Source organism: Salidesulfovibrio brasiliensis JCM 12178 (genome assembly GCF_001311825.1).
Classification (GTDB): Bacteria; Desulfobacterota; Desulfovibrionia; order Desulfovibrionales; family Desulfovibrionaceae; genus Pseudodesulfovibrio; species Pseudodesulfovibrio brasiliensis.
This window is the reverse complement of the sequence record NZ_BBCB01000019.1, coordinates 16,126-42,984: the sequence shown is the minus strand read 5'-3', so window position 1 is coordinate 42,984 and position 26,859 is coordinate 16,126. Positions and strand designations below refer to the sequence as shown.

Annotated in this window: 22 protein-coding genes, 3 pseudogenes and 1 riboswitch; of the genes and pseudogenes, 10 read left to right on the top strand and 15 right to left on the bottom strand. The window is 58.7% G+C overall.

Annotation, left to right across the window (positions count from 1 at the left end; translation table 11 throughout):
- Nucleotides 1-315: 315 nt before the first annotated feature.
- From JCM12178_RS07190 to JCM12178_RS07185, 3 genes are read right to left on the bottom strand one after another with little or no spacing between them, the layout of a single operon-like run.
- Nucleotides 316-1,746: a sigma-54-dependent transcriptional regulator gene (locus JCM12178_RS07190; protein WP_054650052.1), complete on the bottom strand. Its 1,431-nt coding sequence runs from the start codon at nt 1,744-1,746 to the stop codon at nt 316-318.
- Nucleotides 1,747-1,749: 3 nt separating this feature from the next.
- Nucleotides 1,750-2,559, bottom strand: coding sequence for an ATP-binding protein (locus JCM12178_RS19530; RefSeq protein WP_245628662.1), 810 nt, complete (start codon nt 2,557-2,559; stop codon nt 1,750-1,752).
- The gene (locus JCM12178_RS07185) at nt 2,511-4,382 is read right to left on the bottom strand and encodes an ABC transporter substrate binding protein (RefSeq protein ID WP_245628661.1); all 1,872 of its coding nucleotides are present in this window, start codon (nt 4,380-4,382) and stop codon (nt 2,511-2,513) included. The genes JCM12178_RS19530 and JCM12178_RS07185 overlap by 49 nt, the downstream gene beginning before the upstream one ends.
- A 160-nt stretch (nt 4,383-4,542) precedes the next feature.
- Between JCM12178_RS07185 and JCM12178_RS07180 the strand changes: the two genes are divergently transcribed.
- Together JCM12178_RS07180 and JCM12178_RS07175 are read left to right on the top strand one after the other, a co-directional pair.
- The gene (locus JCM12178_RS07180) at nt 4,543-4,983 is read left to right on the top strand and encodes an RT0821/Lpp0805 family surface protein (protein ID WP_054650050.1); all 441 of its coding nucleotides are present in this window, start codon (nt 4,543-4,545) and stop codon (nt 4,981-4,983) included.
- Nucleotides 4,984-5,078: 95 nt separating this feature from the next.
- Entirely contained in the window at nt 5,079-5,849 is a 771-nt protein-coding gene (locus JCM12178_RS07175) for a substrate-binding periplasmic protein (RefSeq protein WP_054650048.1), read from the top strand.
- A 46-nt stretch (nt 5,850-5,895) separates the two neighbouring features.
- Here the strand turns inward: JCM12178_RS07175 and typA are convergent.
- Nucleotides 5,896-7,742, bottom strand: a pseudogene (gene typA, locus JCM12178_RS07170) (translational GTPase TypA).
- Between the two features lie 145 nt (nt 7,743-7,887).
- On the opposite strand from typA, the gene JCM12178_RS07165 reads away from it, so the two are divergent.
- The 5 genes and pseudogenes from JCM12178_RS07165 to JCM12178_RS19520 all read left to right on the top strand — a co-directional run bounded on the left by JCM12178_RS07165 (nt 7,888) and on the right by JCM12178_RS19520 (nt 13,705).
- Nucleotides 7,888-10,044: a hybrid sensor histidine kinase/response regulator gene (locus JCM12178_RS07165; RefSeq protein ID WP_054650046.1), complete on the top strand. Its 2,157-nt coding sequence runs from the start codon at nt 7,888-7,890 to the stop codon at nt 10,042-10,044.
- Between the two features lie 87 nt (nt 10,045-10,131).
- Nucleotides 10,132-11,361 (top strand): aromatic amino acid transport family protein, encoded by a 1,230-nt coding sequence (locus tag JCM12178_RS07160; protein WP_054650044.1) that lies wholly within the window; start codon nt 10,132-10,134, stop codon nt 11,359-11,361.
- Nucleotides 11,362-11,386: 25 nt separating this feature from the next.
- The gene (gene aspA / locus JCM12178_RS07155) at nt 11,387-12,799 is read left to right on the top strand and encodes an aspartate ammonia-lyase (RefSeq protein WP_054650042.1); all 1,413 of its coding nucleotides are present in this window, start codon (nt 11,387-11,389) and stop codon (nt 12,797-12,799) included.
- Nucleotides 12,800-12,911: 112 nt separating this feature from the next.
- Nucleotides 12,912-13,334: pseudogene (locus tag JCM12178_RS20745) on the top strand (septal ring lytic transglycosylase RlpA family protein); the annotation flags it as partial.
- Nucleotides 13,335-13,399: 65 nt separating this feature from the next.
- Complete coding sequence (locus JCM12178_RS19520) at nt 13,400-13,705, top strand: SPOR domain-containing protein (protein ID WP_083465794.1); 306 nt, start codon at nt 13,400-13,402, stop codon at nt 13,703-13,705.
- 85 nt (nt 13,706-13,790) lie between these two features.
- Here JCM12178_RS19520 and JCM12178_RS07145 read toward each other — a convergent pair whose 3' ends face one another.
- Nucleotides 13,791-14,297, bottom strand: a complete 507-nt coding sequence (locus JCM12178_RS07145) for a peptidylprolyl isomerase (RefSeq protein WP_054650040.1) — start codon at nt 14,295-14,297, stop codon at nt 13,791-13,793.
- Nucleotides 14,298-14,493: 196 nt separating this feature from the next.
- Between JCM12178_RS07145 and JCM12178_RS07140 the strand changes: the two genes are divergently transcribed.
- Together JCM12178_RS07140 and JCM12178_RS07135 are read left to right on the top strand one after the other, a co-directional pair.
- On the top strand, nt 14,494-15,054 hold the full coding sequence (locus JCM12178_RS07140; RefSeq protein ID WP_054650038.1) for a tetratricopeptide repeat protein: 561 nt from the start codon (nt 14,494-14,496) through the stop codon (nt 15,052-15,054).
- 192 nt (nt 15,055-15,246) lie between these two features.
- Entirely contained in the window at nt 15,247-17,268 is a 2,022-nt protein-coding gene (locus JCM12178_RS07135; protein WP_054650037.1) for a methyl-accepting chemotaxis protein, read from the top strand.
- A gap of 60 nt (nt 17,269-17,328) precedes the next feature.
- Here JCM12178_RS07135 and lpxC read toward each other — a convergent pair whose 3' ends face one another.
- The 10 genes and pseudogenes from lpxC to JCM12178_RS07090 form a co-directional block, all read right to left on the bottom strand.
- Nucleotides 17,329-18,252, bottom strand: a complete 924-nt coding sequence (lpxC, locus tag JCM12178_RS07130) for a UDP-3-O-acyl-N-acetylglucosamine deacetylase (RefSeq protein WP_054650035.1) — start codon at nt 18,250-18,252, stop codon at nt 17,329-17,331.
- A gap of 332 nt (nt 18,253-18,584) precedes the next feature.
- Nucleotides 18,585-19,292, bottom strand: coding sequence for a peptide chain release factor N(5)-glutamine methyltransferase (gene prmC, locus JCM12178_RS07125; RefSeq protein WP_369404469.1), 708 nt, complete (start codon nt 19,290-19,292; stop codon nt 18,585-18,587).
- A gap of 4 nt (nt 19,293-19,296) precedes the next feature.
- Nucleotides 19,297-20,366 (bottom strand): annotated as a pseudogene (gene prfA, locus JCM12178_RS07120) (peptide chain release factor 1).
- A 3-nt stretch (nt 20,367-20,369) separates the two neighbouring features.
- Nucleotides 20,370-21,311, bottom strand: a complete 942-nt coding sequence (locus tag JCM12178_RS07115) for a DUF1385 domain-containing protein (RefSeq protein ID WP_054650034.1) — start codon at nt 21,309-21,311, stop codon at nt 20,370-20,372.
- Between the two features lie 169 nt (nt 21,312-21,480).
- Nucleotides 21,481-21,693 (bottom strand): 50S ribosomal protein L31, encoded by a 213-nt coding sequence (gene rpmE, locus JCM12178_RS07110; RefSeq protein WP_054650032.1) that lies wholly within the window; start codon nt 21,691-21,693, stop codon nt 21,481-21,483.
- A gap of 81 nt (nt 21,694-21,774) precedes the next feature.
- Nucleotides 21,775-22,980, bottom strand: coding sequence for a putative hydroxymethylpyrimidine transporter CytX (gene cytX / locus JCM12178_RS07105; RefSeq protein WP_054650030.1), 1,206 nt, complete (start codon nt 22,978-22,980; stop codon nt 21,775-21,777).
- 59 nt (nt 22,981-23,039) lie between these two features.
- Nucleotides 23,040-23,136, bottom strand: a riboswitch (TPP riboswitch).
- A 43-nt stretch (nt 23,137-23,179) separates the two neighbouring features.
- Entirely contained in the window at nt 23,180-24,496 is a 1,317-nt protein-coding gene (gene deoA, locus JCM12178_RS07100; protein ID WP_054650028.1) for a thymidine phosphorylase, read from the bottom strand.
- Nucleotides 24,496-24,921 (bottom strand): cytidine deaminase, encoded by a 426-nt coding sequence (locus JCM12178_RS07095; protein ID WP_054650026.1) that lies wholly within the window; start codon nt 24,919-24,921, stop codon nt 24,496-24,498. Before JCM12178_RS07095 ends, deoA begins: the two co-directional genes overlap by 1 nt.
- Before the next feature lie 14 nt (nt 24,922-24,935).
- The gene (locus JCM12178_RS20280) at nt 24,936-25,211 is read right to left on the bottom strand and encodes a glycoside hydrolase family 3 N-terminal domain-containing protein (protein WP_250635937.1); all 276 of its coding nucleotides are present in this window, start codon (nt 25,209-25,211) and stop codon (nt 24,936-24,938) included.
- Entirely contained in the window at nt 25,157-26,023 is an 867-nt protein-coding gene (locus JCM12178_RS07090; RefSeq protein WP_250635936.1) for a glycoside hydrolase family 3 N-terminal domain-containing protein, read from the bottom strand. Before JCM12178_RS07090 ends, JCM12178_RS20280 begins: the two co-directional genes overlap by 55 nt.
- A 189-nt stretch (nt 26,024-26,212) precedes the next feature.
- On the opposite strand from JCM12178_RS07090, the gene JCM12178_RS07085 reads away from it, so the two are divergent.
- Complete coding sequence (locus JCM12178_RS07085) at nt 26,213-26,797, top strand: hypothetical protein (RefSeq protein ID WP_054650024.1); 585 nt, start codon at nt 26,213-26,215, stop codon at nt 26,795-26,797.
- The last annotated feature ends 62 nt before the right edge of the window (nt 26,798-26,859 follow it).

Sequence of the window (26,859 nt, the reverse complement as noted above, 5' to 3'; positions counted from 1 at the left end):
CAACTCTCCTTGCGCCCGCTCTGGGGCGGTGGGTTTTCAAACAGTGACAATTAAATCGGATGTGGGTGGCTGATCCCCCCATAACCAAGAACCATGCCAAAAGGTTTTTATAATTGATTATACAAAAAAATCGCATGAATAGGATTATTATCTCCGTTTCATGCAATATTATCATTCCGCCAGAGTCCGGGATTCCGGACACTTTCAGACCAAATCAGTGTGTGAAAAAAAAGACAACTGTCACGATCAGGTTGAGCGGACGCTCAACCTGCTGCAACAAAAGGATTTAATTTGTCCGAAAAAAAAGACAGGGAGCTACAGGCTCAGCCCGTATTTCTTGAGGAGTGCGTAAAAATGGGAGCGTGACAGGCCGGATACGGAGAGGATGTCGGAGACCTCTCCCGACCCTTGTCGGATGAGCTCTTCAAGGTATGCCTTTTCAGCCATTCCTTTAAAGTCCCGCAATGTCGGGAGTTCCTGTTCGAAAATCTCTTCGAAGATATCCTGTCCGATTTTTCGGACAGGCTCGGGACCGGTTTCGGGCGCGCTTTCGACGCCGGTCATCTTCCTGACCTGCGCACGGGCGACCTTGATGCGCAGTTCACGCGGAAGGTGCATGGAATACAGGGTCTTTTCCTCCCCTGCTCCAACGACGGTCTGTTCGATGATGTTCAGGAGTTCACGAACGTTGCCCGGCCATTCATAGCTCTCCAGCGTGGGGATGAAGTCGGACCCGAAACCCTTTTCGGCCATGCCGTAACGGCGACAGACACGCTCGGCCTGCCACTGCGCCAGCGCACGGATATCCTCCGGCCGCATCCTGAGCGGCGGAAGATGGATCTGCATGGTTTTCAGCCGAAAAAGCAGGTCGCTACGGAACTCGCCCTGTTCTACCAGCAACTCCAGATTCTTGTTCGTTGCGGATAGCAACCTGAAATCACTGGATAATTCCGTGGTGCCGCCCACAGGCCGGAACGTGCGCTCCTGCAACACGCGCAGGAACGATTTCTGGATGGCCAGCGGCATCTCCCCGACCTCGTCGAGAAAGAGCGTCCCGCCGTCAGCGAGCTTGACAAGACCAGTGCGATCAGAGTGCGCGCCGGTGAACGCGCCCTTTCGATGGCCGAAAAGCGTACTTTCTACAAGGGTTTCCGTAAGTGCGGCACAGTCAACGACCACGAACTTTCCGCCCTTTCGGGCACTGTTCTGGTGGATGGTGCGCGCAAAAAGCTCCTTGCCTGTCCCGGTCTCCCCGGTGACGAGAATATTCGCGCCAGACCGTGCGCCTTCGGCAAGCTGACGGAGACTGCCCTGAAACGTGGGACTTTCGCCCACAACACCGCAAAGATCGAGACTGTCCATCACCGACTTGGTAAGCTTCTGCTCGCGGTATTTTAGGGCGCGTCCGAGGGTCAGGGTCATTTCACGCACGGAACTGGGCTTGAGGAGATAGTCCCACACGCCCTGCTGAATGGCGAGCTCCGCACCGTCTGGATCGCCCCGTCCGGTCAGGATGATCACTTCCGGGGCGTCGGGGAGCGACACGATCTCGGGCAGCAGATCCAGCCCGTTGCCGTCCGGCAGGCGGACGTCAAGAAAGACCACATCATATCCGCCCTCGCGGACCTGTTTTGCGCCTTGCGAAAGAGTAAGTGCCTGATCTGCCTCGTGCGCCATGCGCGTGGCAAGACTTTCAATCGTCCCGCAAACTTGAGGGTCGTCGTCTATGATCAGAATTCGCGCCACGTATTACCTCTCTTCCAAGCCGCCGAGAACGGCGGCAACGGCCTGTGCCATCATGGTTTTGTCGTACGGCTTGATAACAATGCGTCCTATATTTGGCAAACCGGAGGCCGCTGTCACGGCGTCTTCCCGTCCGGAGACCAGTATAACCGGAAGCCCCGGCGCTATGGCCTGCAACGCTTCAGCAAGTTCCACGCCATTGGCGCCCGGCATGTCGAAATCCGTGATGACGAGATCGAAGTCCTCTTCACGTACCAGCATCTCGAGCGCGGCAGTCACGTCGGCGGCAGCGGAGACTCTGTAGCCGAGGCTTTCGAGTATCCTCGGCGTTGTCTCAAGCTGATCGGGATCATCTTCGACAAAAAGAATGCGCCCGCGCCCCTGCATGGCCTGCATGTCCGTAAGAATGGAAAACTCGGCGATTTGATCGTGCACCGGAAGATGAATCTCGAAACGGGTGCTGACTCCCGCCTCGCTGGACACCCTTATGCCGCCGTTATGGCCCTTGACAATGCCATGCACCACCGCGAGCCCAAGCCCTGTGCCTTCGGCCTTGCCTTTGGTGGTAAAGAACGGGTCGAAAATCTTGTCCAATATCTCTGACGGGATACCGGGACCATCATCTGCCACCACGATCCTGACGAACCGCCCCGGTTCAAGGTTGATGGTCCGGGCCTCGTCCTCGCTCAGACGCACTTCCTCAAGCTCAAGCAAGAGCTCCCCGCCGCCCACGTCGCGAAGCGCCTGAAAAGAATTGGTGCAAAGGTTCAGGATGACCTGATGCAACTGCGTGGGGTCAGCCCAGACGAGCGGCACCTCGCAATTCTCGTTTGCGTTGATGCGAATGTTTCCCGGCATGGACGCTTTGACCAGCCCAAGCACCTCGGAGATAACCTCGCAGATGTTCGTGGCCCGAAAGCTTCCTGCGAGGGTCGGCTGAAGGCGAGGATCTGCTTCACCACATGCCCGCCCCGCCGGGCCGCCTTGAGCACACGATCCAGGTCCTTCCCGGTGAGCGACTCAGGGTCAACGTCACCCATGGCCAGCTCGGTGGAGTTGATTATTGAAGTCAATATATTGTTGAAATCATGTGCAATTCCACCGGCAAGAGTCCCGATGGCTTCCATCTTCTGGGACTGGATGAGCTGTTTCTCAAGATCGCGCTCCTTGGTGATGTTCTCCGCTGTGGTCAGCGTCCCCACAACGTTACCGGTGGGGTCGAAGAGCGGGACCTTGTTGAGTTCCAGCCAGGCGTTGTCGCCATTGTTGCGGGTGACGCGGCGCTTGAGCTTGCGAAGCGCCTTTCGGGTCCGGACCACCTGCCGATCAAGTGCGCCGACCCACCCGGCAAACTCTCGTTGCGGCAGGGCTTCATTGTCGGTCTTGCCCATGACAGCCTGCGGATCATCTATGCCGAAAAACTCGCCAAAAGCCCTGTTGGCCCCAAGATAGCGCTGGTCGTTGTCCTTCCAGCACACCAGTTGCGGGATGGTGTCCATGAGGATTTCCTGAAAGGCCAGCTGCTCTTTGATCCGCTTTTCGATCCGCCTGCGCTCAATGATCGTATAAATAAGGAAAATCAGCACGTTGACCAGCACGAACATGAATATCATGATGGTCCAGAAAAGCTGCTTGGGCAGTTCGTAGAACGCCTTGGGCATGTTGATGATCCGGCTGCCGTCAGGGAGCTGGGACTCGTCCACGCCGAGCTTGTTCATTACATTATAATCGAAAAAGTAGGTGCCGAGCGGCCGCTCCACCATGGGAAGCTTGTCGGCCGGTGTGCCGCGCAAAATATCCAATGCCAGCTCTGCCGCCATGCGCCCATGCTGCTTGCCGCTCAAAAGGCTCCCTCCAAGCGCGCCATGCCCTATCAGAAACTCCCACGCGGTGAAAATCGGGATGTCCGTGCCTTCGGAGATGGCTTCCGCCACCTCTTCAGAAGTGTAGGAGCGACCATTTATCGTAATGTAATACGGGATGAAGAACATGAAGGCGTTGTCGGAGAGCTGGCGCGCCCGTTCCCTGACCTGACTGGCGCTGAGGTCGGCCCAGTACTCGAACTTCAATCTGTCCTCGTAGAACGGCATTACGGCCTCGACCTGTGCTCGAATGGTCCGCCCTGCCGTGGAAGAATCACCAACCACGACGATCTTTTCCATTTCAGGCCGCAGATTCAGGGCAAGGTCGATGGTGTCGGCTATGGGGAAGTTCTCAATGACCCCGGTCACATTCGGAATGCTGCGTGATTTGAGATCGTTCACTCCGCAAAAGACGATGGGAACGCCCGGAAACAATGTGTCGCGGTGCTCAAGCGCAAAGTTGAAGGCGTCGTTGTCGGAAACGATCACGACATCAAAACGCTCGTTGCGGAACTTGTCCCTGAAAAGCGGCAGCAGACGCTGCGCCGAGAAGTCATACGCATACTTCTTGGTGTCCATGTACTCGATTTGAAGATTGATCTTGAACTCGCTCTCGTCCAGTGTTGAACGAATGCCCTCGAAGATGTTGTCCGACCATCGGTACCCGTGATGATACGAGTTGATGTACAAAACATTCTTCTTGACCTTTTCCGCATGGGACACTGCGGGGAAAAGGCACAGGGCGAAAAGAAAGATGGTGCAGAGTATTGATCTCATGAATGCGCTCCGAAAAAGGTCGGCGGCGTGCCGACCGGAAACGGAACATGCGAATACCGGGCCGTTTTGTCAATGCGGAGAAATCGCACAAGGAAGATGACAAAAAGCAAGTGAGCGCGTATATACAGGGTATTCAAAACTATTTCGTCAGGAGTTACGCATGAGAAAAATCTTCATCGCGGCGGTGCTTACCGCATTCGTCGTCTCGGGATACGGCTGCGCGAACAAGGCCCAGTCGGGTGCGGGAATCGGCGCGCTGGCTGGCGCGACCATCGGCGCGCTCACCTTCAACAACAAGATCAGCGGCGCGGCCATCGGCGCGGGCGTGGGCCTGCTCATGGGCTACATCGTCGGCAACGAGTGGGACAAGCACGACGAAAAACAGGTCCAGCACACGCTTGAAAAGGGCAAATCCGGAGAATCCCACGACTGGGTGAACCCCGACACCGGCGCAAGCTACAGCGCCACGCCTTCTCCGCCGTATCATGAAGACGGACGCCTTTACCGCGACGTAGTCATCACCGAAAACGGCCCGGACGGAGACAAGGTCATGGCCAAGGCCTACCGCGACTCCAACGGCGAATGGCGGCTCAAGCAGTAAGCAAAAGCCCAGCACAAAACACAAGCCCGGCAAATGCCGGGCTTTTTTACAACTCAATCATTGACAGCGGGCAAGACCCTGCTATTTTTGCAATCGTGCATAATAGAATCAGCCATATTCTTCTTTTCACAATTCTCCTGTTCGTCATCGGCGCTCCCGTTGCCTCGGCAACGCCCGATAACGGCGAACTGGTCTTCTTCATGCCCGACACGGACTGGCCGCCGTACATGACCGCCCAGGACCCTGGCGAACCCAAAGGCGTATTGGTTGAAATTCTGGAAGAGGCCATCCGGCCTCTCGGCTATACCCTGATTATAAGGACACTCCCCGACCGCCGTGGCTGGGTCCAGCTAGAAAACGGCGATGTGGACGCCCACGCCAAAGCCAAAGAGTGGGTTGACGATCCAGAGAGGTTTCTCTGGACCGTTCCCTTCATCGAGTCAGAGGACACGCTCATCACCGCTGCGGGGGAAAAGTTCGAATATGACAGCCCCGCCAACCTGAAAGGTATGCGTGTTGCGGTGATAGGCAGTTTCGCCTACCCGGCGCTTGCCCCATACTTCGCTGACGGCAGCGTCACCCGCATCAACGTCAGCGACCCTTACCGGATGCTTGACCTTGTTGAAAAAGGTCGAGCCGACGCCGCAGTGGTGAACAAACGCGAAACCGAGTGGCTTTTCAAGACGAGACAGGACCTCTCCGCCAACCGCTTCACCATTCACGAAAAGCCCATAGACTCGGCCTGGTACCGATTTGCGTTCACCAGAGCCAACGGCTGGCAGCCCCACATCAAAAGGCTCAACATGGAACTGGAAGCCATGATTCAGGACGGGCGTCTGGACGCAATTCTCCAACGCTACAAATAAAAAAGGCCCCTTGAAGGGGCCTTTTTGTTTGTATAAACCTGACGAGTTAGCCGTTTTCCAGCGCTTTTTTCTTGCGCCCTTCCATACGGTGACGCTCGGTACCGGAGAGTGTGATCTTGCGCAGCCGGATGTTCTCCGGAGTCACTTCCACAAGCTCGTCCTCGGTAATGAAGTTCAGCGCCCGCTCAAGGGTCATGGGCTTCACCGGAGTCAGCACCACGGCCTCGTCCTTGCCGGAGGCGCGGACGTTGGTGAGCTTCTTTTCCTTGCAGGGGTTGACGTTGATGTCGCCGGAACGGTTGCGCTCCCCGACGATCATGCCCTCGTAAACCGACTCGCCCGCAGTGATGAACAGTTGGCCGCGCGGTTCGAGGTTGAACAGCGCATAGGCCACGCTCTTGCCCGAGCGGTCGCTGACGATGGAGCCGGAGCGACGGCTGGGGAACTCGCCCCGGTAGTCGTCGTACCCTTCAAGGTAAGAGTTCATGATGCCGGTCCCCTTGGTGTCGGTCAGGAACTCGTCGCGGTAGCCGATAAGCGAACGGGACGGGACCGAAAACTCCATGCGCACGCGGCCGGTGCCGTGGTTTACCATGTTGGTCATGCGCGCCTTGCGGGCGGAGAGCTTTTCGGTGACAACGCCGGTGAACTCTTCGTCGCAGTCAACGAACAGGCGTTCAATGGGTTCCTGCATCACGCCGTCCGTCTTCTTCATGATGACTTCAGGGCGACCAACGGAAAGCTCGAAACCCTCGCGGCGCATGGTCTCCACGAGAATCGCCATCTGGAATTCGCCGCGGCCCTTGACCACGAAAGAATCACGGCCTTCGGCGTCTTCAACCTGAATGGCCACGTTGAGCAGCGTTTCGCGGAACAGGCGTTCACGAATCTTGGTGCCCTGCACGATTTTGCCTTCAGTTCCTGCCAGCGGCGATGTGTTGATGCTGAACCGCATGGCCACGGTAGGCTCGTCCACGGTTATGCGCGGCAGAGCCTTGGGTTCTTCGATGTTGCAGATGGTGTCCCCGATCTTCACGTCCTCAATACCGGCAAGCACGACGATGTCGCCGGCTCCGCCGAATCGGTGGGGACGAGCTTGGGGCCTTCGTAGGTCTGCAGTTTGGTGACCTTGAGGCGCGCAGGCTTCCCGTCCTCGCTTATGCAGGCCAGCGTGTCGTTGGCCTTGACCCTGCCGTGGTGCACCTTGCCCACGGCCAGCCTGCCGAGATAGTCGGAGTAGGAAAGGTCGGAAACGAGCATCTGGAACGGCTCGTTTTCGTTATGCGCAGGGCCGGGGATTTCCTTGAGGATGAGGTCCAGCAGGATGTGCAGGTTCTCGCCGCGCTCGTCCGGGGACTCCATGGCGATTCCGTCGCGGCCCACCGCATAAAGAAGGGGAAATTCGAGTTGGTCTTCGGTGGCGTCGAGGTCGATGAAGAGGTCGTAGATTTCATTGAGGACTTCATCGGGACGGGCGTCCTGACGGTCGACCTTGTTGATGACCACCACGATGTTCAGGCCGCGATCAAGGGCTTTCTTGAGCACGAAACGGGTCTGGGGAAGCGGGCCTTCGGAGGCGTCCACCAGCAGGATTGCACCGTCGGCCATGGACAGGCTGCGTTCCACTTCACCGCCGAAGTCGGCGTGGCCGGGGGTATCGATGATGTTGATTTTCGTGCCTTTCCAGTGAACCGAACAGTTCTTGGCCGCGATGGTAATGCCGCGCTCCCGCTCAAGGTCCATGCTGTCCATGATGCGGTCGTCCACTTCCTGACCTTCGCGGAACAGCCCGGACTGCTTGAACATTCCATCAACCAGCGTGGTCTTGCCGTGGTCGACGTGGGCGATAATGGCGATATTTCTCAACGTATCATTGCGGACAAGGTCCTTCATGTGCTTTCCTGCCTGTATAAGGATTATGGCCCACCGGATGGCGGCGTGAACGAGGTACGGCATATCCCGGGACTTGTAAACATATACTTGATGACATGCGTGTGATAATTCTTTCCGTAGCACTCGATTTTGTGGGGAGCACCTGATGGACTGGCTCATTCCTTCAGTAACGGCGTCAAGCCTCGGCGTCCTGCTGCTGACATGCATTTACGTGTATCTGTACATGCACGATCGCAGTCAGGTACTGCTGATCTGGGCTGGCGGCTGGTTCCTGTATTTCCTGCGATTCATATTCATGCTGCTCATTCTGAGCGGCCTGAACAATCCCTTCATGTTCTCCGCAAGCCAGTCCGCTTCGATATTCTCCGGCATGCTCCTGCTGCAAGGGTCGTTCATGCGCATGGAACAGAAGGTCAGGCGACGCTGGTGGTCGCTGGCGTTTCTTTGCCTCGTCTGGTCCGTTGCCAGCAACGCCTTCTCCATGTCTTTTGAAACCAGTGCCCTGCCATCGTTCTTCTTCATCGGAGCGGTCTTCATTCGCATCGGCATAGAATACCTTCGCCGCAAGGACGCCGCCGCACGCGAACGGCAACTGCTCGGCTGGACATTCATCATCTGGGGGCTCCACAAGTTCGACTACCCCTTGTTGCGGCCCATCGAGTGGATCGCGCCGTTCGGGTACGCGCTTGGCGCGGTGCTGGCCATGCTCGTGGCCGCCGGTCTGCTGCTGTACCACTTCCGGTTGGTGCGCCATGAGCTTGACGAAAGCCGCCAGCAACTCGGCAACATCATCGAAAACATGCCCGTGCTTGTGGATGCCTTTGACGACAAGGGCAATGTGGTGCTCTGGAACAGGGAGTGCGAACGTGTCACAGGCATCCCACGCGAAGAAATTCTCGGCAGAAACGACTTTCTTGAACGACTCTACCCGGACAAAGAGGAACGCGAAACCGTCAATGCCCTAATAGAAAAACGCAAAGGCGACTTCCGTGACGTCGAACTCCGCCTGACCGCGATCGACGGCACCAACCGCATTGTCTCATGGTCGAATATTTCCGATGAATTCCCCATCGCCCCTTTCGCCACATGGGCTGTGGGCAAGGATGTCACCGAACGAGTGAAGGCGGAAAACGAATTGCGCAAGGCCATGATCGCAGCTGAGGCGGCAACCAAAGCCAAGGGCGAATTTCTGGCAAACATGAGCCACGAAATCCGCACGCCGCTCAATGGAGCGCTCGGCATGCTGCAACTGCTCCTCAAGACCAACCTCGACGAAAACCAGCGTGATCTTGCTCAAACCGGACTGCAGTCCTGCCGCAACCTGACGCAACTGCTCACGGACATCCTCGACCTTTCGCGCATGGAGGCGGGCAAGCTCGTGCTTCGCAAAAGGCCCTTCTCCATCCGGGGCATCATGAAGGAGATGGAAGCGACATTCCGCGTCGACAGCGAAGCCAAGCGCCTGAACATGCAGTACACCGTGGACGATGCGGTGCCGGAATACGTACTCGGCGACGATGTCAGGACTCGGCAACTGCTCATGAATCTGGTGGGCAACGCCGTCAAGTTCACCAACAAAGGCGTCATCGCGGTCTCGGTCTCGGTGCTGGGCGACCCTGCCGAAACCCCGGTGCGTATTCTCTTCACGGTCAGGGACAGCGGCATCGGCATCTCCGAAGAACATCTGACGCAGATTTTCGAGCCGTTCACTCAGGCCGAAGGCGGACTGACAAGGACGCATCAGGGCGTGGGACTTGGCCTTGGAATCGTCAAGCGCATCATTGAAAACCTTGGCGGAACACTCTCCATGGATACGGCTCCGAATGAGGGAACCGAGGTCGCCTTCACGCTCCGTTACGATCACGCCGACGCACCAGACCAGAGCGAGCTCATAGAAGAAGCTGCGCCTGAAAACGGCTACCGCATCCTCGTGGCCGAGGACGACCGGGTGAACCGCATCGCCACCGTGCGCATGGTGGAGCACCTCGGCTGGACCGTGGACACCGCCAACAACGGCCGCGAAGCCCTCGACAAGCTCATGACGACCCCTTACGACTGCGTGCTCATGGACGTCCAGATGCCGGAAATGGACGGCCTTGAAGCTGTCAGACGACTACGCGAGGCAGACCCGCCGGGCCCGAACCGGAAGACGCCGATTATCGCCCTCACTGCGCACGCCATGCAGGGCGACGACGAAGCCATCATCCAGGCGGGCATGGACGGATACCTCGCAAAGCCCGTGGACCTTGGCAAGCTGCGGAAGGAAGTCGCCCGCCTCAGCGGTAAATCGAAAGGATTCTAACGCCTTTCTTCACCCGTTGAACTCTGCTATGTTGCCCTCAACATCTCGTATTCCCGTTCACGCCGCGAACGTCACAGGGGGACGATCATGCAGAAAGCGACCACACAGGCCACGATAACCAACGCGCTCGTCGTCACGGGCAACATGGTGGGAGCGGGCATCCTCGCCCTGCCGGTCAACCTCGGTCCGGCCGGCCTGCTCCCGGCCCTCTGCGCCATCGCCTTCATGTGGTGCCTGATGACATGGACCGCGCTCATCTACTCCGAGCAGAAAAGCCTCGTGCAAAACGAGACCGCGGACCTGCCGACCTTCTTCGGCGCGGAGCTCGGCCCGGCCGGGAAGTGGGTCAGCATCGCCGCCAACCTCATCATCCTGTACGGCGTACTCGTGGCGTACCTCGCCGGGGTTTCGTCCATCATCAACCACCTCTTCGCCACCAGCCTCCCGGACTGGGTCTCCATGGTGGCCTACTTCGCCTTTGCCACGCTGATGACCAGCTTCGGGGCCGCTGTCATGGCCCGCGGCAACGCCCTGCTGATGATTCTCATGTGGGGAACCTTCGGCGCGCTGGTCTTCATGACCATACCGAACATGAGCAACCAGAACCTCGGCTTCGCGGACTGGACCTTCCTGCCCACGGCCCTGCCGGTGCTCATCACGGCGTTCCACTTCCACAACATCATCCCGACCATCTGCCGCTCGCTCAAGCAGGACCGCAAGGCCATCCGCACGGCCATCGTGGGCGGCACCTTCCTCGGACTGTTCATGAACGTCATCTGGGTCATCGTGGTCTGCCTCGCCCTGCCGCTGGCAGGCGGCGACATGTCCGAGGTCTATGCCTACAAGCACAACCTCCCGGCCACCATCCCGCTGGCCGAGATGATAACCACGCCCGGCTTCATGCAGATCGGGCTGGTCTTCTCCATCGTGGCCATGACCACGTCGTTCATGGCCAACGGCACCGCGCTGCTCTCGTTCATTCGGGACCTTACCAGCACCTACCTGAACATCTCGAAGATGAGCCTCGTCTGGCCGCTGGCCTTCCTGCCGCCGCTGGCCGTGGGCATCTTCTACCCCGACGTCTTCCTCATCGCGCTGAACATCGCGGGCGGGCTCGGGGAGAACATCCTTTTCGGCATTCTTCCGGGCGTGCTGCTGATCCGGTACTCGGCAGCGGGCAGCCTGCGAAAGAAATCGGGCTGGTTCCTCGTAGCCGCATTCGGCGCGGTCCTGCTCATCGAGCTCGGGCAGGAATTCGGCCTGCTGACCATCTCGCCGCATGTGGAATCCTGGACCGCAAAGCACGTCCCCAACTAACCCCGGCCCACAGGAGATTACGACCATGACCAATACCTGCCGCCTTGAACATGACTGCATCGGCCAGCTCGAAGTCCCCGAAGACGCCTACTACGGGTGCCAGACGCTGCGCGCGGCCAACAACTATCATATTACGGGAATCCCCATTTCCCACTACCCGCGGCTGATCCGCTCGCTGGCCTACATCAAGATGGCCTGCGCCGAGGCCAACGCGTCCCTCGGCCTGCTCGACGAGCAGATCGCCCGCGCCATCTTCAAGGCCTGCGAGGAGCTCGTGGACGGCAAAATGCACGACCAGTTCATCGTGGACGCCATTCAGGGCGGGGCCGGAACCTCCACCAACATGAACGCCAACGAGGTCATCTGCAATCGCGCGCTTGAGATCATGGGCCATGAAAAAGGGTGCTACGACATCATCCACCCCAACATTCACGTGAACATGTCCCAGTCCACCAACGACGTGTACCCCACCGCGCTCAGATTGGCGCTGATCCTCGAGATTCGGGACCTGATGATCGCCGTGGAATACCTGCACGACGCGCTGGCCTCCAAGGGCAAGGAGTTCGCGCACATCCTCAAGATGGGCCGCACCCAGCTTCAGGACGCCGTGCCCATGACGCTGGGTCAGGAATTCGACGCATGGGCCACCATGGTCGGCGAAGACGTTGACCGACTGCGCGAGGCACAAATGCTGGTGCACGAGATCAACATGGGCGCCACGGCCATCGGCACCGGACTGAACGCCCATCCCGATTACCAGCGCACCGTTCTGGAAAAGCTCACGGCCCTGACCTCCCTGCCGCTGGTGGGCGCGGCCAACCTCGTGGAAGCCACGCAGGATACCGGCGCGTACGTCCAGCTCTCCGGGGTCCTCAAACGGGTGGTGGTCAAGATTTCCAAGATATGCAACGACCTGCGGCTGCTCTCCAGCGGGCCCCGCTGCGGACTGAACGAGATCAACCTGCCGCCCATGGCCCCCGGCTCGTCCATCATGCCCGGCAAGGTCAACCCGGTCATCCCCGAGGTCTTCAACCAGATCGCCTTCCGGGTGATCGGCAACGACCTCACCGTGACCATGGCCGCCGAAGCGGGACAGCTCGAACTGAACGTCATGGAGCCGGTGCTCGGCCACAGCCTTTTCGAGTCGCTGAACATCATCCGCCGGGGCTGCTACACCCTCTCCGACCTCTGCGTGAAGGGCATCACCGCCAACGAGGACCGCTGCCGGGAGCTGGTGCAGAACTCCATCGGGCTGGTCACGGCCCTCAACCCGTACATCGGCTATGAACGGGCCACGGAAATCGCCAAGGAAGCCCTCAAGACAGGGCGTTCGGTTTATGACATCGTGCTGGAAAAACAGTACCTCACCAAGGAGGAACTGGAGGATGTCCTGAGTCCTCAGAACATGACCAAGCCACGCTACTTCCATCGTAACTAATTGCAATAAAACGGGAACCCCGAATATCGAGGTTCCCGTTTTTCATTTGGCACGCACTTTGAAAGATCAGGCCATCCAGAGGGAAAAACGTCGGAAAACCGTCACCCTGTCCATGGACCGGACAGGGAAACAGGAGGCAAGGATGCGCCGCTTCATTATTCTCACCACTGCACTGGCAGCCCTGATGCTCTCGTCCGGTTGTGCGAGCCTGAGCAAGTACAACCCCTTCCCGCAGCATGTGTTCTCGAGCCCGAGCCACAGCTCCAAGGACTCAAGCACTGCCACCCGCAGCGCCAAGACCAATCCATACACGGTCATGGGCCGCACCTACTACCCGCTCAAGAGCGCGGCAGGATATGATGAGACCGGCGTGGCCTCGTGGTATGGCAAGGACTTTCACGGCCGCAAGACCGCCAATGGTCAGATTTATGATATGTACGGCGTCTCCGCCGCACACAAGACCCTGCCCCTCGGCACCCGCGTGCGCGTCTCCAATCTGGAAAACGGCCGCGAAGTGACCCTCGTTGTCAACGACCGAGGCCCCTTTGTGAAGGGCCGCCTCATCGACCTTTCCTATGGCGCAGCAGACGGCTTGACATCGTGGATCAGGGTACGGCCAAGGTCCGCATCAAGGCCATCGGCACCGCCCCCTCGCCCACGGCGAACATGGCTTCGCGCACGGTCTACCACGTCCGTGTCGGCGCATACTCCAACAGGGACAACGCCGTTCGCACACACCGCGAACTGGTCCGCTCCGGGCACAAGGGCGCGCGCATCGCCACCATCAACAGCAGCGGCAGAACGCTCCATGTGGTGCAGGCCGGTTCCTACTCCAACAAGTCCAGGGCCGAACGGATGCTCAGGCAGCTCAGGCGGCAGTTCCCGTCCAGCTATATCTCCAGCTAGTCAGCGGATACTCCGACAGTTTACCGAAAGAAACGAAAAAGGCCGGGTTTTCCCGGCCTTTTTTTCTTGTCACGAAAGCACTCGCCTATTCAAAACGATAGGCGGCGATGATGGAGATGGGGTCAACGGGCACGTCATCAAACCCCTGATAGGAGCGGGTCTTGGTCTTGGCGATCTTTTCCACGACATCCATGCCGTCGGACACCTGCCCGAACACGCAGTAGCCGAAGCCTTCGTCGGAATCGTCCTTGTAGTCGATGTCCGTGTTGTCGGCCACGTTGATGAAGAACTGCGCCCGTGCGCTGTGGGCCTCCGGCTCGCGCGCCATGGCGAGCGTGCCCTTGAGGTTGGACAGGCCGTTGTTGGCCTCGTTCCCGATGGCCTCGCCGGTCTCCTTTTCCTCCATGGAAAAGGTCAGCCCGCCCCCCTGAATCATGAATCCTTTGATGACTCTGTGGAAGAGGGTTCCTTCGTAGAATCCGTCGTCAACGTACTTGAGGAAGTTTTCAACGGTCTTGGGCGCTTTGTCAGGGAACAGTTCAACGAGTATTTCTCCTGCGGCGGTTTCAAGCAGGACAAGCGGATTTTCCATTTTTTCATCTCCTTGGCGAGCGGCGAGAGCGCCGCACCTCCTTGCGAAATAATCTGAGGCGGCAAAATACCCGCAGACACCGATTCAGGCAAGCATTTCCGTCCCCGTCTCATACCTTTAGGGTATGCATTTGCCATTGTCCTTTCGTGCTTGTCTCGTGTACCGTGACGGCCAAACGTCCCAATCAGGAGGATCAATGAAAAACGGCAATTCCAAGCTCGTCATCGTCGCCATGCTCGCCTTCATCGGCGGCGCGTTCATGGGCAACGCCATAACCATGATGTACGTCTCGTCCGGCGGTTCCAGCGCCCCCGCGCAACAGCCCTCCGGACCGGCCACTGCAGATGCCCTGACCCGACTGAAGGCCGCCACAGCCGCGCATCCGGACGATGCAGGCGCGTGGATCGCGCTTGGCAACTACTACTTCGACCACGAACAACCGCATCTGGCCGTGCCTGCCTACGAAAAGGCCGTGGAACTGGCACCCGGCAACCCCAATGTCTGGTCCGACCTCGGCGTGATGTACCGCCGTACCGGCGCTCCGGAAAAAGCAGTGGACGCTTTCGACCACGCCGCAAAACTCGACACCGAGCACACCACGTCCCTGTTCAACAAGGGCATCGTCCTCTTCTACGATCTCGGCCGCAAACAGGAGGCCGTCAAGGCCTGGCGCGCCATTCTCGAAAAAGATCCGCAGGCCAAGGCCCCCAACGGTATGCCCGTGACAGAGTTCATACAAATGGCACTTGAACAGTAACTCTTTCGGGCCGTGATACCTCACGGCCCGTTTCCCCCACCCCCCGAAAAGAAAACCCATCATCTGTTTGAATTAATATAATTTCTCCGGACTGTTTTTTTCCATATGGTTAAATACATGAGAAGAGCAGAAAACCGCTTTCTTATCGAAAAGTGGGTTTCAGCTACCTTTTTTAACAAGATGGGGGGGGACATGCTCAAAAATCTCAAGCTCGGAACCAAGCTCATAGGCGGTTTTCTGATTGCCGCGCTGATAACGCTGGTTGTTGGCGGTGTGGGGTTCATTGAACTCGGCAATATGGGAGACCATATTAACACATTGGGCAATTCGGCACTCCCTAGCGTAAGAAATCTTCAGGAAACCGAGATCGGTATTCGCAGGCTTCAAACTGCCATGCTAACTCTTTCCAGCCCGTATCTGAACAAAGAGCAACGTTCGGAGACCTTCGACATTCTCAAAAGCAGTCGTGAGCAGTACGGCAAGGCTTTGAATAATTACGATGCCATACCCAAGGACGAAGCTGAGGCCAGAGAGCACAAACAGTTCATGGACTCGGCCAAGACTGCAGCCGCCCTCAACAGTCGGGTGGTTGAACTATCCGAAAAGATTGTTGAATCCGACATTCTTAATCCCGAGAAACTCGCAGGCACACTCCAGTCTTTCAGAGGAGATCACTACGAACTCGAATCCAAAGTCGCAGAGCTCCTGATCGGGGACAAGGCTTTCGAAGGCGGGGATAACCCCGAAACCTGCCGTTTCGGAAAGTGGATAGCCTCATACTCAGGAACAAACCCGACAATTCTGAAGCTCATAGAAGAAATCAAAGCTCCCCACGACAGATTTCACCGAGCAGTTGGGACGATCAAAAAGCAATACAGTTATGGAAATGACATTCAAGCTGGATACATCTTCAGCAATCAGATGATCCCGGCCGCCGAGGATGTGTTTTCCCTTTTCGCTCAGATGCAAGCCGAGGCCGAAAACACACGAGGACTCTTCGACGAAATGATCGCTCTTCTTCTCGGCGAAGCGGACGAGGCCATGGACGTCGTCTTCACTGAGCTGGGCGAACTGGTTTCCATGAACATCGAGGAGGCGGATCATGATGTGGCGGCCGCATTTGATAACGCCGCAATGGGAAGGACCACGGCCATTACAGGAACGATAGTCGGTTTTGTTCTCGCCATGGTTCTCGGCTTTATACTGACACGCGCCATCACCGGTCCGGTTAACAAGGGAGTTCAATTTGCAGAAGACATGGCTGGCGGCGATTTTACCAAGACCCTCGACATCGACCAAAATGACGAAATAGGCGTCCTTGCCGCCTCTCTGAACGCCATGGCGGACAAGCTGCGTTCCGTGGTGCAGGATGTGCGCGAGGCTACCGACAACGTGTCTTCCGGCAGCGAGGAGCTCTCCTCCATGGCCCAGAGCCTGTCACAGGGAGCAACACAGCAGGCCGCATCCATCGAGGAAGTCTCCTCCAGCATGGAGCAGATGGCCTCCAATATCCGACAGAACGCGGAAAACGCCCAACAGACCAACACATTGGCCACACAGGCCGCAGGCGAAGCACGCGATACGGGGCAGGCCGTCACCCAGACCGTCGAGGCCATGACCAACATCGCCGAAAAAATCGCCATTATCGAGGAGATTGCACGCCAGACCAATCTGTTGGCCCTAAACGCCGCAATCGAGGCCGCCCGGGCCGGAGAGCATGGCAAGGGGTTTGCCGTGGTCGCAGCAGAAGTCCGAAAGCTGGCAGAACGCAGCGGCAACGCCGCCGCCGAGATCAGCGAGCTCTCCGGCACCAGCGTGGCCGTTGCCGAAGACGCGGGGCGCAAGCTGAACGATCTGGTCCCGACCATCGAAAAGACTGCCGAACTCGTGCAGGAAATATCAGCCGCCACCAACGAACAGAACTCCGGTGCCGACCAGATCAACTCGGCAGTGGGCCAGCTCGACACGGTCATCCAGCAGAACGCTTCCGGCTCCGAAGAGATGGCCTCCACGAGCGAAGAGCTTGCCAGCCAGAGCCAGATGCTCAACGACACCATGAGCTTCTTCAAGGTCAGCGATTCACGCACACGCAGGCAATCCGCTCACAAGCCTGCCAAGCTCGCCACAGCCCGGACCGCACAGGCGGCCATCCCGCCGGGTGAAGGAGACCACCCGGAAGACGCTTCCGGCGACGACGAGTTCGAACGGTTCTAAAACGAAAAAAAGGCCCGCCAAATGGCGGGCCTTTTTCATGCTGCTTTTCAGTATCCAGTCTTAAGCCATGGCAGGAACAGCATCAAAGGCGTCGGAAGTTTCGGGGGCTTCTTCGGCAGCGGTATCAGCCTTGAGGACGACCTTTTCAAGATACAGGTCGGCGTTGACTTCAAGGTGACGGAGGAATTCGTTGTTCAAAGCATGGCCGGAAGCGAATACTTCGAAATGGCCCTGAAGCGGCAGGCCCATGATGGCCATGTCGCCAACGAAGTCGAGAATCTTGTGCCTGACGAACTCGTCGTCGAAACGGAGCCCTTCGGCGTTCAGGACGCCGTACTCATCAAGCACCACCGCGTTGTCCAGCGAACCGCCGAGGGCGAGACCGTTGGCGTGCAGATATTCGACTTCCTTGAGGAAACCGAAAGTCCGCGCCTTGGAAAGATGCTTGGCGAATACCTCGGGGGTAATCTCCATGGACACGGTCTGGCGACCGATGAGCGGATGCGAAAAATCGATGGTGTAATCAACGGAGAAACCATCATGCGGCGTGGCCTTGATGGATTTGCCGTCCTGCTCGAAGCTTACGGGCTTCTTGATGGCCAGCACAGTGCGGGCGCGAGACTGCTTGCGAACGCCCGCCTGCTTGAGCAGGTAGACGAAGGAAGCGGCGCTTCCGTCCATGATGGGCAACTCATGCCCTTCAACTTCGATGCGTATATTGTCGATTCCCATTCCCCGAATGGCGGCGAGCAGGTGCTCGACCGTGGCCACGGTTTCAGTGCCGTTGCCGAGGGTGGTGGCAAGGCCGGTGTCCACGACCAGCGAGGGGTTGGGGGTCAGAAACGCGTTTCCAGAGCCGTTGCGGATTGCGAAGATGATACCGGTGTCTTCAGAGGCCGGACATAGGGCCATGGAGACCTGTTTTCCGCTGTGGAGGCCAACTCCGGTGCAACGTACGGTTTCGCGAATAGTGGTTTGCAGCATGAATCCTCCGTTTGAACTGGTGAGCATATAAGCAAAATCAGTGCCACCAGCCACAAACGAACTTAACCTATCTTTTTTATACAACTTTTACAAAAGAACAGACGTTTCACAACCTGTTGCATTCCAGCGACAGTTCGTGTTTTTTCAACATGATCAGTATCAATGTGTTGTTTTTTTGCAATTCCGCTTAGTGGCAAAAAGCACACGGTCGTGACCCGCAAGGTCCGTAAGAACGGCTATTTCTTCGAAATCACGACTATATTCCTCTGTTATTTTTTTTGCGGCTGCACCCTGTCGCCACCCGATTTCCACGAGAACGACACCTCCCTGTTTCAGGCGTCGGCCACATGCGGAAGCAGGCCCCTGAGGTGGTCAAGCCCATCCTCCCCGCTGACCAGCGCACCGGCCGGTTCAAATGCGGCGACCTCCCGGTCGAGCCCCTCGTATTCACCGGCGCTCACATAGGGAGGGTTGCTGACCACGAGATCAAGGCTTTCGCTCTCGGCAAACGGTTCCAGCATGCTCCCCTGCCACAGCTCAAGGCGCTCTCGAACGCCGTGCTTTTCGGCATTGGACGCAGCAAACTCCAGCGCTCCCACGCTGATATCGAGCAACAGGCCCCGTGCTTGAGGAAACAGAGAGGCAAGTGTCACGCCAAGGATGCCCGAGCCGGTGCCAAGGTCGGCAAAGGCCAGCGGCGCGGCGGGGTCGAACAGCTCTTCCACCTTTTCCACGATGTGCTCGGTTTCGGGGCGAGGAATGAGAACGCCCGGCCCAACCTTGAAGTCAAGGCCGTAAAACTCCTTGTGCCCAGTGATGTAGGCCACCGGTTCGCCGTTGCCACGGCGGGCCACCAGCGCCCGGATCGCTTCAACCTCTTTGGAATCGAGTTCGCGGCGCTTTTGCGTCAGCAGCCCGGTACGGTCGAGGCCAAGGACGTGGCAGGCAAGGATCTCTGCCGAAAGAAGCGGGGAGTCCACGCCCTTTCCTTCCAGAAAGGCCGCAGACTCCCCGATGCAGTCGTATAGAGTCTTGGTCATGCGCCTACTGTTCGGCCTGCTGTTGCAGCGCCTCGCTCTGGTAGTGTGCGACAAGGGCGTCCACGACCTCCTGAAGGTCACCTTCCATGACCTGATCCAGCTTGTAGAGGGTCAGGTTGATGCGGTGATCGGTCAGGCGGCCCTGCGGGAAATTGTAGGTGCGAATGCGCTCGGAGCGGTCGCCGGAGCCCACCTGACTCTTGCGGGCCGCAGCCTCTTCGGCGTGCTTTTTCTCCTGCTCGGCCTGCAGCAGACGGGAGCGCAGGACCTTCATGGCCTTGAGCTTGTTCTTGAGCTGCGACTTTTCATCCTGACAGGAAACCACCACGCCGGTGGGCACGTGGGTGATGCGGACCGCCGAGTCAGTGGTGTTGACCGACTGACCGCCGGGACCGGAGGCGCGAAAACGTCGATACGAAGGTCTTCGTTGCGGATCTCGAGGTCCACTTCCTCGGCCTCCGGCAGGATGGCCACAGTACAGGCGGAGGTGTGGATGCGCCCCTGCGACTCGGTGGCGGGCACGCGCTGAACACGGTGGGTGCCGGACTCGTACTTGAGGCGGCTGTACACCTTGTCCCCGGATACGTTGGCGATGACTTCCTTGAGGCCGCCCACGCCGGATTCACTCTCGCTCATGATTTCCACTTTCCAGCCGTTGTGCTCTGCATAGCGGGTGTACATGCGGAAAAGGTCGGCAGCGAAAAGCGCCGCCTCGTCTCCGCCGGTACCGGCACGGATTTCGAGAATGATGTTCTTGTCGTCGAGCGGGTCCTTGGGGAGCATGAGCATCTTGAGCTGCTCTTCCAGTTCCGGCAGCTTGGGCTCGATCTCGGCGATCTCGGCCTTGGCCATCTCGCGAATGTCCGCATCGTCGTCACGGGCCATTTCGCGGTTGTTCTCAAGCTCCTGCGCCAGTTCCTTGTACTCGCGGTAGACCTTGACTATATCGCCAAGTTCCGAGTGGCTCTTGGTGACCTTGCGGTACCGGTCCTGATCGTTGAAGATTTCGGGCTGCGAAAGCTCCTTTTCGAGATCGAGAAACGTGTTTTCGATCTCATCAAGTTTCCTGAACATCTACTACTCCTCCATTTGCACCGCGCACTTGAGGGCGGCAATGGCAACTTCAATCTGCCGGTCGTCGGGTTCACGGGTGGTCAGCGCCTGCAGCGCCAGCCCGGGCCAACAGATGACCTTGCAGAGCATCCGGCCTTCATGCTTGGCGGCGAACTTGATCAACTCATAGGCCATGGCGCTGATGGGAGCCATGAGCACGAGCTTGACCGAGACGATGTACAGGTGCTTGAGGACGAAGGTGTCCGGCACGTAAAAATGCATGAGCAGCGGAACCAGCACGGAATACAAAAGGATGCTGACCGTGAGCACGAACAGCATGAAGGCGGTTCCGCAGCGAGGGTGCAGGCGGCTGTTGATGCGGGCGTTCTCGGGCACGAGGCTGCCGCCCGCCTCATAGGTCCAGATGACCTTGTGCTCTGCCCCGTGGTACTGGAAGACCCGCTTGATGTCCGGGATAAACGAGATCACCCAGATGTAGCCGACGAAGATGAGCATCTTGAACAGGCCGTCCCACGCGTGGAAGCTCAGGGAATCGACGTCCCCGCCGAATCCGAGCCACTCCATACCCACAGAGAAGAAGTGCGGCACGACCACGAACAGGCCGAGCGCGGCGGCAATGGCGATGACCATGCTCAGCACGAGATGCCAGTTGCTCAGCTCGCCTTCGTCCTCGTCCACTGCTTGCGAAGCGGACCAGTTCAAGGCCTTGATGCCGTTGACGAGGGTCTCGAGAAGCACCGGGAAGCCGCGAATGAACGGCTTCTTGAGGATGGGATGATTGGTGAGGGAAAACCAGGGGCGCTCGTGCACCTCAACTGTTCCGTCGGGAAGACGCACGGCTATCGCCAGCCGGTTTTTCGAGCGCATCATGACGCCCTCGATCACGGCCTGTCCGCCGACAGTGTTTGCGGCGGCGAGAAGCAGATTCTTGAAGCTCAACAGCATATCCTCGGCTGAAATTGGAGGGAAAAACAGGTCCTCCTCCACCGGGCTTCACGTACGAAGGACCTTGCCGGAATGTAAGGATTCCTCGGCAAAAGTCAAAGCCCGATGAAAACAATATGCCCCTGCCGACGATCGGCAGAGGCATATTGAAAAAATCGTACCGGGACAGCTAATTCTTCTTGAAATTACCGTACTTCTTGTTGAAGCGGTCAATGCGGCCTGCGGTGTCGATGAGGCGCTGCTTGCCGGTGTAGAACGGGTGGCAGTTGGCGCAGATTTCAACGTCAATATGCTCGCCCTTGGTGGAAGCGGCCTTGCTTTCGTATCCGCAGTGGCAGCGGATGGTCGCTTCGAACGTCTTGGGATGAATATCTTTTTTCATTTTCTCACTCCTGATCGCTGGTTGCGTGGAACAGGGACTTGTACTCGAACAAACCGTGGTTGGCAAGAGAAAAATGCCTCCTCAAGCCTTAAAAACCGGAGCCTGCGACCGCCTCCCGACGAGCACGCGCATGGCGTTATGCACGACGAGCGTGAACCCGATGGTCGTCAGTGTGTGCCCCACCACCATGTCGTACTGCTTGACCCAATAATAGAATGCGATGCCCACGGCAAGGGAGATCAGCGCCAGCGGATCGGCGGCGCGGGTGCGCGCGTCGTGCCTGAGCAGGTAGTAATCACTGAGCAAAATGGCCATAAGCGGCGCGAACACCGAACCGAGAATGTAAAGAAACCACTCATACTGCGTGATGGGGAAGAACATGGCCAGCCCGGTGCCCACGGCGGCGAAAAAGACCGCAGTGAACCGGCGGCTCAGTTTCGGCAGCACGTTGAGCGTGGAAACGGCGGCGGAAAAGACGTCCATGAAGGTGGTGGTCACTGTGGAAAGGCCGATGACCATCAGGGCCACAATGCCCAGCTTTGCCGCGAGCATCATCTGGGTCGGATCGGCGGTGCCGGTGAAGATCGCCCCGCCCAGCCCTATGGAGTACATCCACGTGCTGCCGACAAAATAGCCGAGGAACGGTGCGACCCAGGCAGATTTCGAGTCCCGCGCCATGCTTGTGTAGTCGGCGATGAGCGGAAACCACGAGAGCGGCATGATGATGGCCAGCTCGAAGCCCATGCCGAACGTGCCGGTGGCGGCCGGGGCCTCGGCGGGCGCGGGCTGGGTAAAGATCACCCAGCTCATGACCACGGTCAGGCCGAGCAGCAGCCCCACGGCGATCATGTTCAGCCACTTGAACCCCTGAATCCCGATAAAGACCCAGAAAGCGATGAACAGCCCCACCAGCGCGGACATGAGCACTTGATTATCGATGCCCCAGAGCGTCTTGCACAGCGCGTTGATGGCGTCCCCGCCCAACAGGATCATGACTGCGGTCCAGCCGATGAGCTGGAGGATGTTGACCAGCGAGAGCAGATAGGACCCCTGCTTGCCGAAGGAAATCCGCATGGACATGATGGACGGCAGCTTTTCGCGATAGCCGATGACGCCGCCGAGCACGAGGATGACCGTGCCCACGAGGTGGCCGAGCACGTTGGCGGTCATGCCTTGGGCAAAGCCGAGGTCGGCGAGGTAGCCGCCGGTGAAGATTTCTGCCACGGAAACCGCGGCACCGAACCACAGAAAGAACAGGTTGGCAAAGGTGAGTTTGCTGGTGTTCACAGTACACTCCTTGGGAATTCGCTTGGAGTCGAGACCGTGAAGGGAGAAAAAGGACAGGCGGGATGAGCCTTCCGATTCCCTACGACAGCGTCAACTGCTTCAGGTTCTGAGGGTGTGATCTCAGTCCCGCCGTGCGGGACACCCCTATCGGACAGGGCGAGGTGTAACAGGCTGATAATGAATCCGCAAGAGGCAATGCCTAACGGGTGGCGGCGATGCGGCGAATGACGACGGGACGTTCTTCCCGGACAGGCTCCCGACCGACACGCACGGCTTCAAGGACCGAATGCCGTACGGCCTCCAGATCATCCCGTGTACGGGCGTGGATGGTGCACAGCGGCTTGCCTGGGCCGACGGCATCCCCAACTCGCGCGATGTTCGTGAGGCCCACCGCATGGTCGACGCCGTCCTGCGGCCGTGTCCTGCCGCCTCCGAGCGTGACCACGGCAAGCCCAAGCGAGCGGGCGTCAACGCCTTGCAGCGTTCCGCCAAGCTTGGGCAGCACGTCTTCCACAACGGGTGCAGCCGGAAGCAGGGTCTCGATTCTGGAAAGCACATCCGAAGGCCCACCGAGCATGGACACCATGCGCTCGAACCGCTCTGCCGCCGCCCCGCTGTCCAGCGCATCATGAAGCCGCTCGCGGGCCGATGCCGCATCATCCGCAATGCCGCCCAAGAGAAGCATCTCCGTGCCGAGAGAAATGACCGCCTCCTCCAGCCGGGGATCGCGCTCCCCGGTCAGGAAACGAACCGCCTCCAGCACTTCGACGGCATTGCCCGCGCACGGGGCAAGCGGCTGATCCATGTCGGTGACGAGCGCGGTGCAGGGCAGCCCTGCCCCTGCCGCAACGCTGCCGATGCTGTCCGCCAGCTCCACGGCGTCCTGAAGCGACTGCATGAACGCCCCGGACCCGGTCTTCACGTCCATGACCAATGCATCCAGCCCGGCTGCGAGTTTCTTGGAAAGAATGGAAGCGGTGATGAGCGGCACGGACTCCACCGTGGCGGTGACGTCGCGCACGGCGTAGAAAATCCGGTCAGCCGGGGCAAGATCGGCGGTCTGGCCGATGATGGCGCATCCGGCCTGCTCCACCGTTTCTCTGAAAAGCGCCTCGTCTGGCACGGCCACGTATCCGGGGATGGATTCCAGCTTGTCCAGCGTGCCGCCGGTATGCCCGAGCCCGCGGCCGGAGATCATGGGCACGAATCCGCCGCAGGCCGCCACCAGCGGGCCGAGTGCCAGACTGACGAGATCGCCAACGCCGCCGGTGGAATGCTTGTCGAGCACCGGCCCGGGCAAATCCCAGTCAAGCACCCGCCCGGAACGGGTCATGGCCTCGGTGAGCGACACGCACTCGTCCATGGACATGCCCTGAAAGAAAACCGCCATGCCGAGGGCGGCCACCTGCCCTTCCGACACCGTGCCCTCGACGATGCCTTTGATAAAAGCCGCGATGTCCTTGGCGTAAAGCGGACGCCCGTCGCGTTTCCTGCGAATGAGCTCCTGCGGCAGCATCAGCCATCTCCCGCCTTGCGGAAGGTGAAAGCGTCCGGCAGCAGATCACTCACGGTCCACTCCTTGATTTCGGGACCGTCGCATACGGCGCGCACCCTGCCACGGGGCGAAAAGAACTCGGACATGACCTGACGGCAGGCTCCGCACGGGCTGACAGGCTCCAGAGTGGGCGTATACACGGCAATGGCCCGGGCCTCGCCGGGCTTCAAGCCTCCAGTGACGGCAGAGAAAACGGCGGTGCGCTCCGCGCAGTTGGTCAGGCCGAACGAGGCGTTCTCGACATTGCTGCCCGGAACCATGCGTCCGTCGGGCATGAGCAGCGCCGCGCCCACGGCAAGACCGCTTTCGGGACAGTATGCGTTCTTCGACGCAACGCGCGCCTCGGCCACAAGGTCTTCCCAGACGGATTCGTCAATGCGCCCCATGCTTCCTCCTTGTCTCAGTTCAGACGCGACTTGAGCTTCATTATCCTCTTATATGACTCCCTGACGCGCTCTTCGGACACCTCGCCCGAGCGAACCAGATCGAGAATCGTCTGGTGCGCCTTGGCGACCACGCCGGGGTCGTAACGAAGGTTGTTGCCGTAAAGGATGATGTCCGCCCCGGCCAGAATGGCCAGCCGGATGGACTCCCGCATGCCGTAGCGCTCGCTCACGGCCTTCATGTCCATGTCGTCGGTGATGACCACCCCGTCCCAGCCGAGCCCGTCACGCAGGATGCCGGTGATGACAGGCCTGGAAAGCGTGGCCGGATGGTCAGGTCCAGATTTGCGTTGAAAACGTGCGCGGTCATGATCATGCCGTCAAAACCCTGCTCAACGAGTCTTCTGTAGGGAATGAGCTCAATGTCGCTCCACGTGCGGGTCACATCCGTGACGCCGAGGTGGCTGTCCGAGCTCGCGCTGCCGTGTCCGGGGAAATGCTTCAGGCAGGAGATGACGCCATGGGAAGAAAGCCCTTTGATAAATGCCGCCGCATCGCGGGCCACGACTTCGGGGTCGGCGGAAAAACTGCGCCCGATGGCACCGATGGCCGGGCTCTCGGGGTCCACGTTCACGTCCACCACCGGGGCGTAGTCCATGGTGAACCCGACGTCGGCAAGCGTCCTGCCGATGATGCTCCCGGCGGTCCGGGCGGCATCGGGCCCTCGCTGGCCGAGCACTTCGGCGGAAGGCGTTTCGGGAAAGCCCCACTTGGCCTTGAGCCGCTGCACCTTGCCACCTTCCTGATCCACGGCCACCAGCAACGGGATATCGGCCCGGGATTTCAGTTCGGCGATCAGTTCGCGGACCTGTTCGGGACTCTTGACGTTCCGATCAGGCCGCCCGAGGGCCACGTCGTAATCGAACAGCACCACTCCACCGAGGTGACGGGTACGTATGTCACGAACGATGGGACTCTCGGCGTCCACATGGTCGCCGCGAAAACCCGCCATGAGCATCTGACCGGCCATGACATCAAGAGAAGCGATATCAGCCTGAACAGGAAATGAAACCAACATGAGAATGAGAAAGATGATAAAGCGCATTCTTTCAATTTATGGATTCCCGCGCATCCATGCAAGTTTTTTTGCACCCCTACAATCCTTCTTTACACAAAAGAGACTGCGTCTCCGTCTTTTTGATTGGCTGCAAACAGTTCGACATGATATGTTTCACGCAACTCGTACCACATATGAAATCACACCACCTGACACAGAAAATGCCAGCGAGGAACCATGACGCAACTCAATGAACTGCTGAACCGCATTCAGGGACTGGAAAAGGAACTCACCGAAGAACTCGGCAGGCGGCGCAACGAACTGCGCTATACAATCGAAAAGCGAAAGGTGTATTTCCGTACGGAAATCGCCCGCCAGCACAAGGAGATGGCCGCAAAGCTCTCCGAGTACGTCTACGACTCGGGCTTCTTCATCGTCCTGACCATCCCCATCATCTGGGCCCCGCTTATCCCGGCCGCAATCCTTGATATCGCCACATGGGTCTACCAGCTCATCTGCTTCCCGATCTACGGCATTCCGCGCGTCAGGCGCAGGGACTACGTGGTCATCGACAGGCAGGCGCTCCAGTATCTCAACTGGCTGGAAAAGGTGAACTGCATGTACTGCGGCTACTTCAACGGGCTCATAAGCTTTGTCCGCGAGGTGGCAGCGCGCACCGAGCAGTACTGGTGTCCCATCCGGCACGCGCGTCCGGTGAAGTCGGTCCACAGCCGCTACCGACATTTCTTCGAATACGGTGACGCCGAAGGCTACAGGTCACGGCTTGCGGAAGTCCGAAAGGAATATGATGACGCCGAATAGCATGAAGCCGGGCGGTTCTCCTGAAGAGCCGCCCGGTATTTTTTTGTCACGCGCCTTGCCCG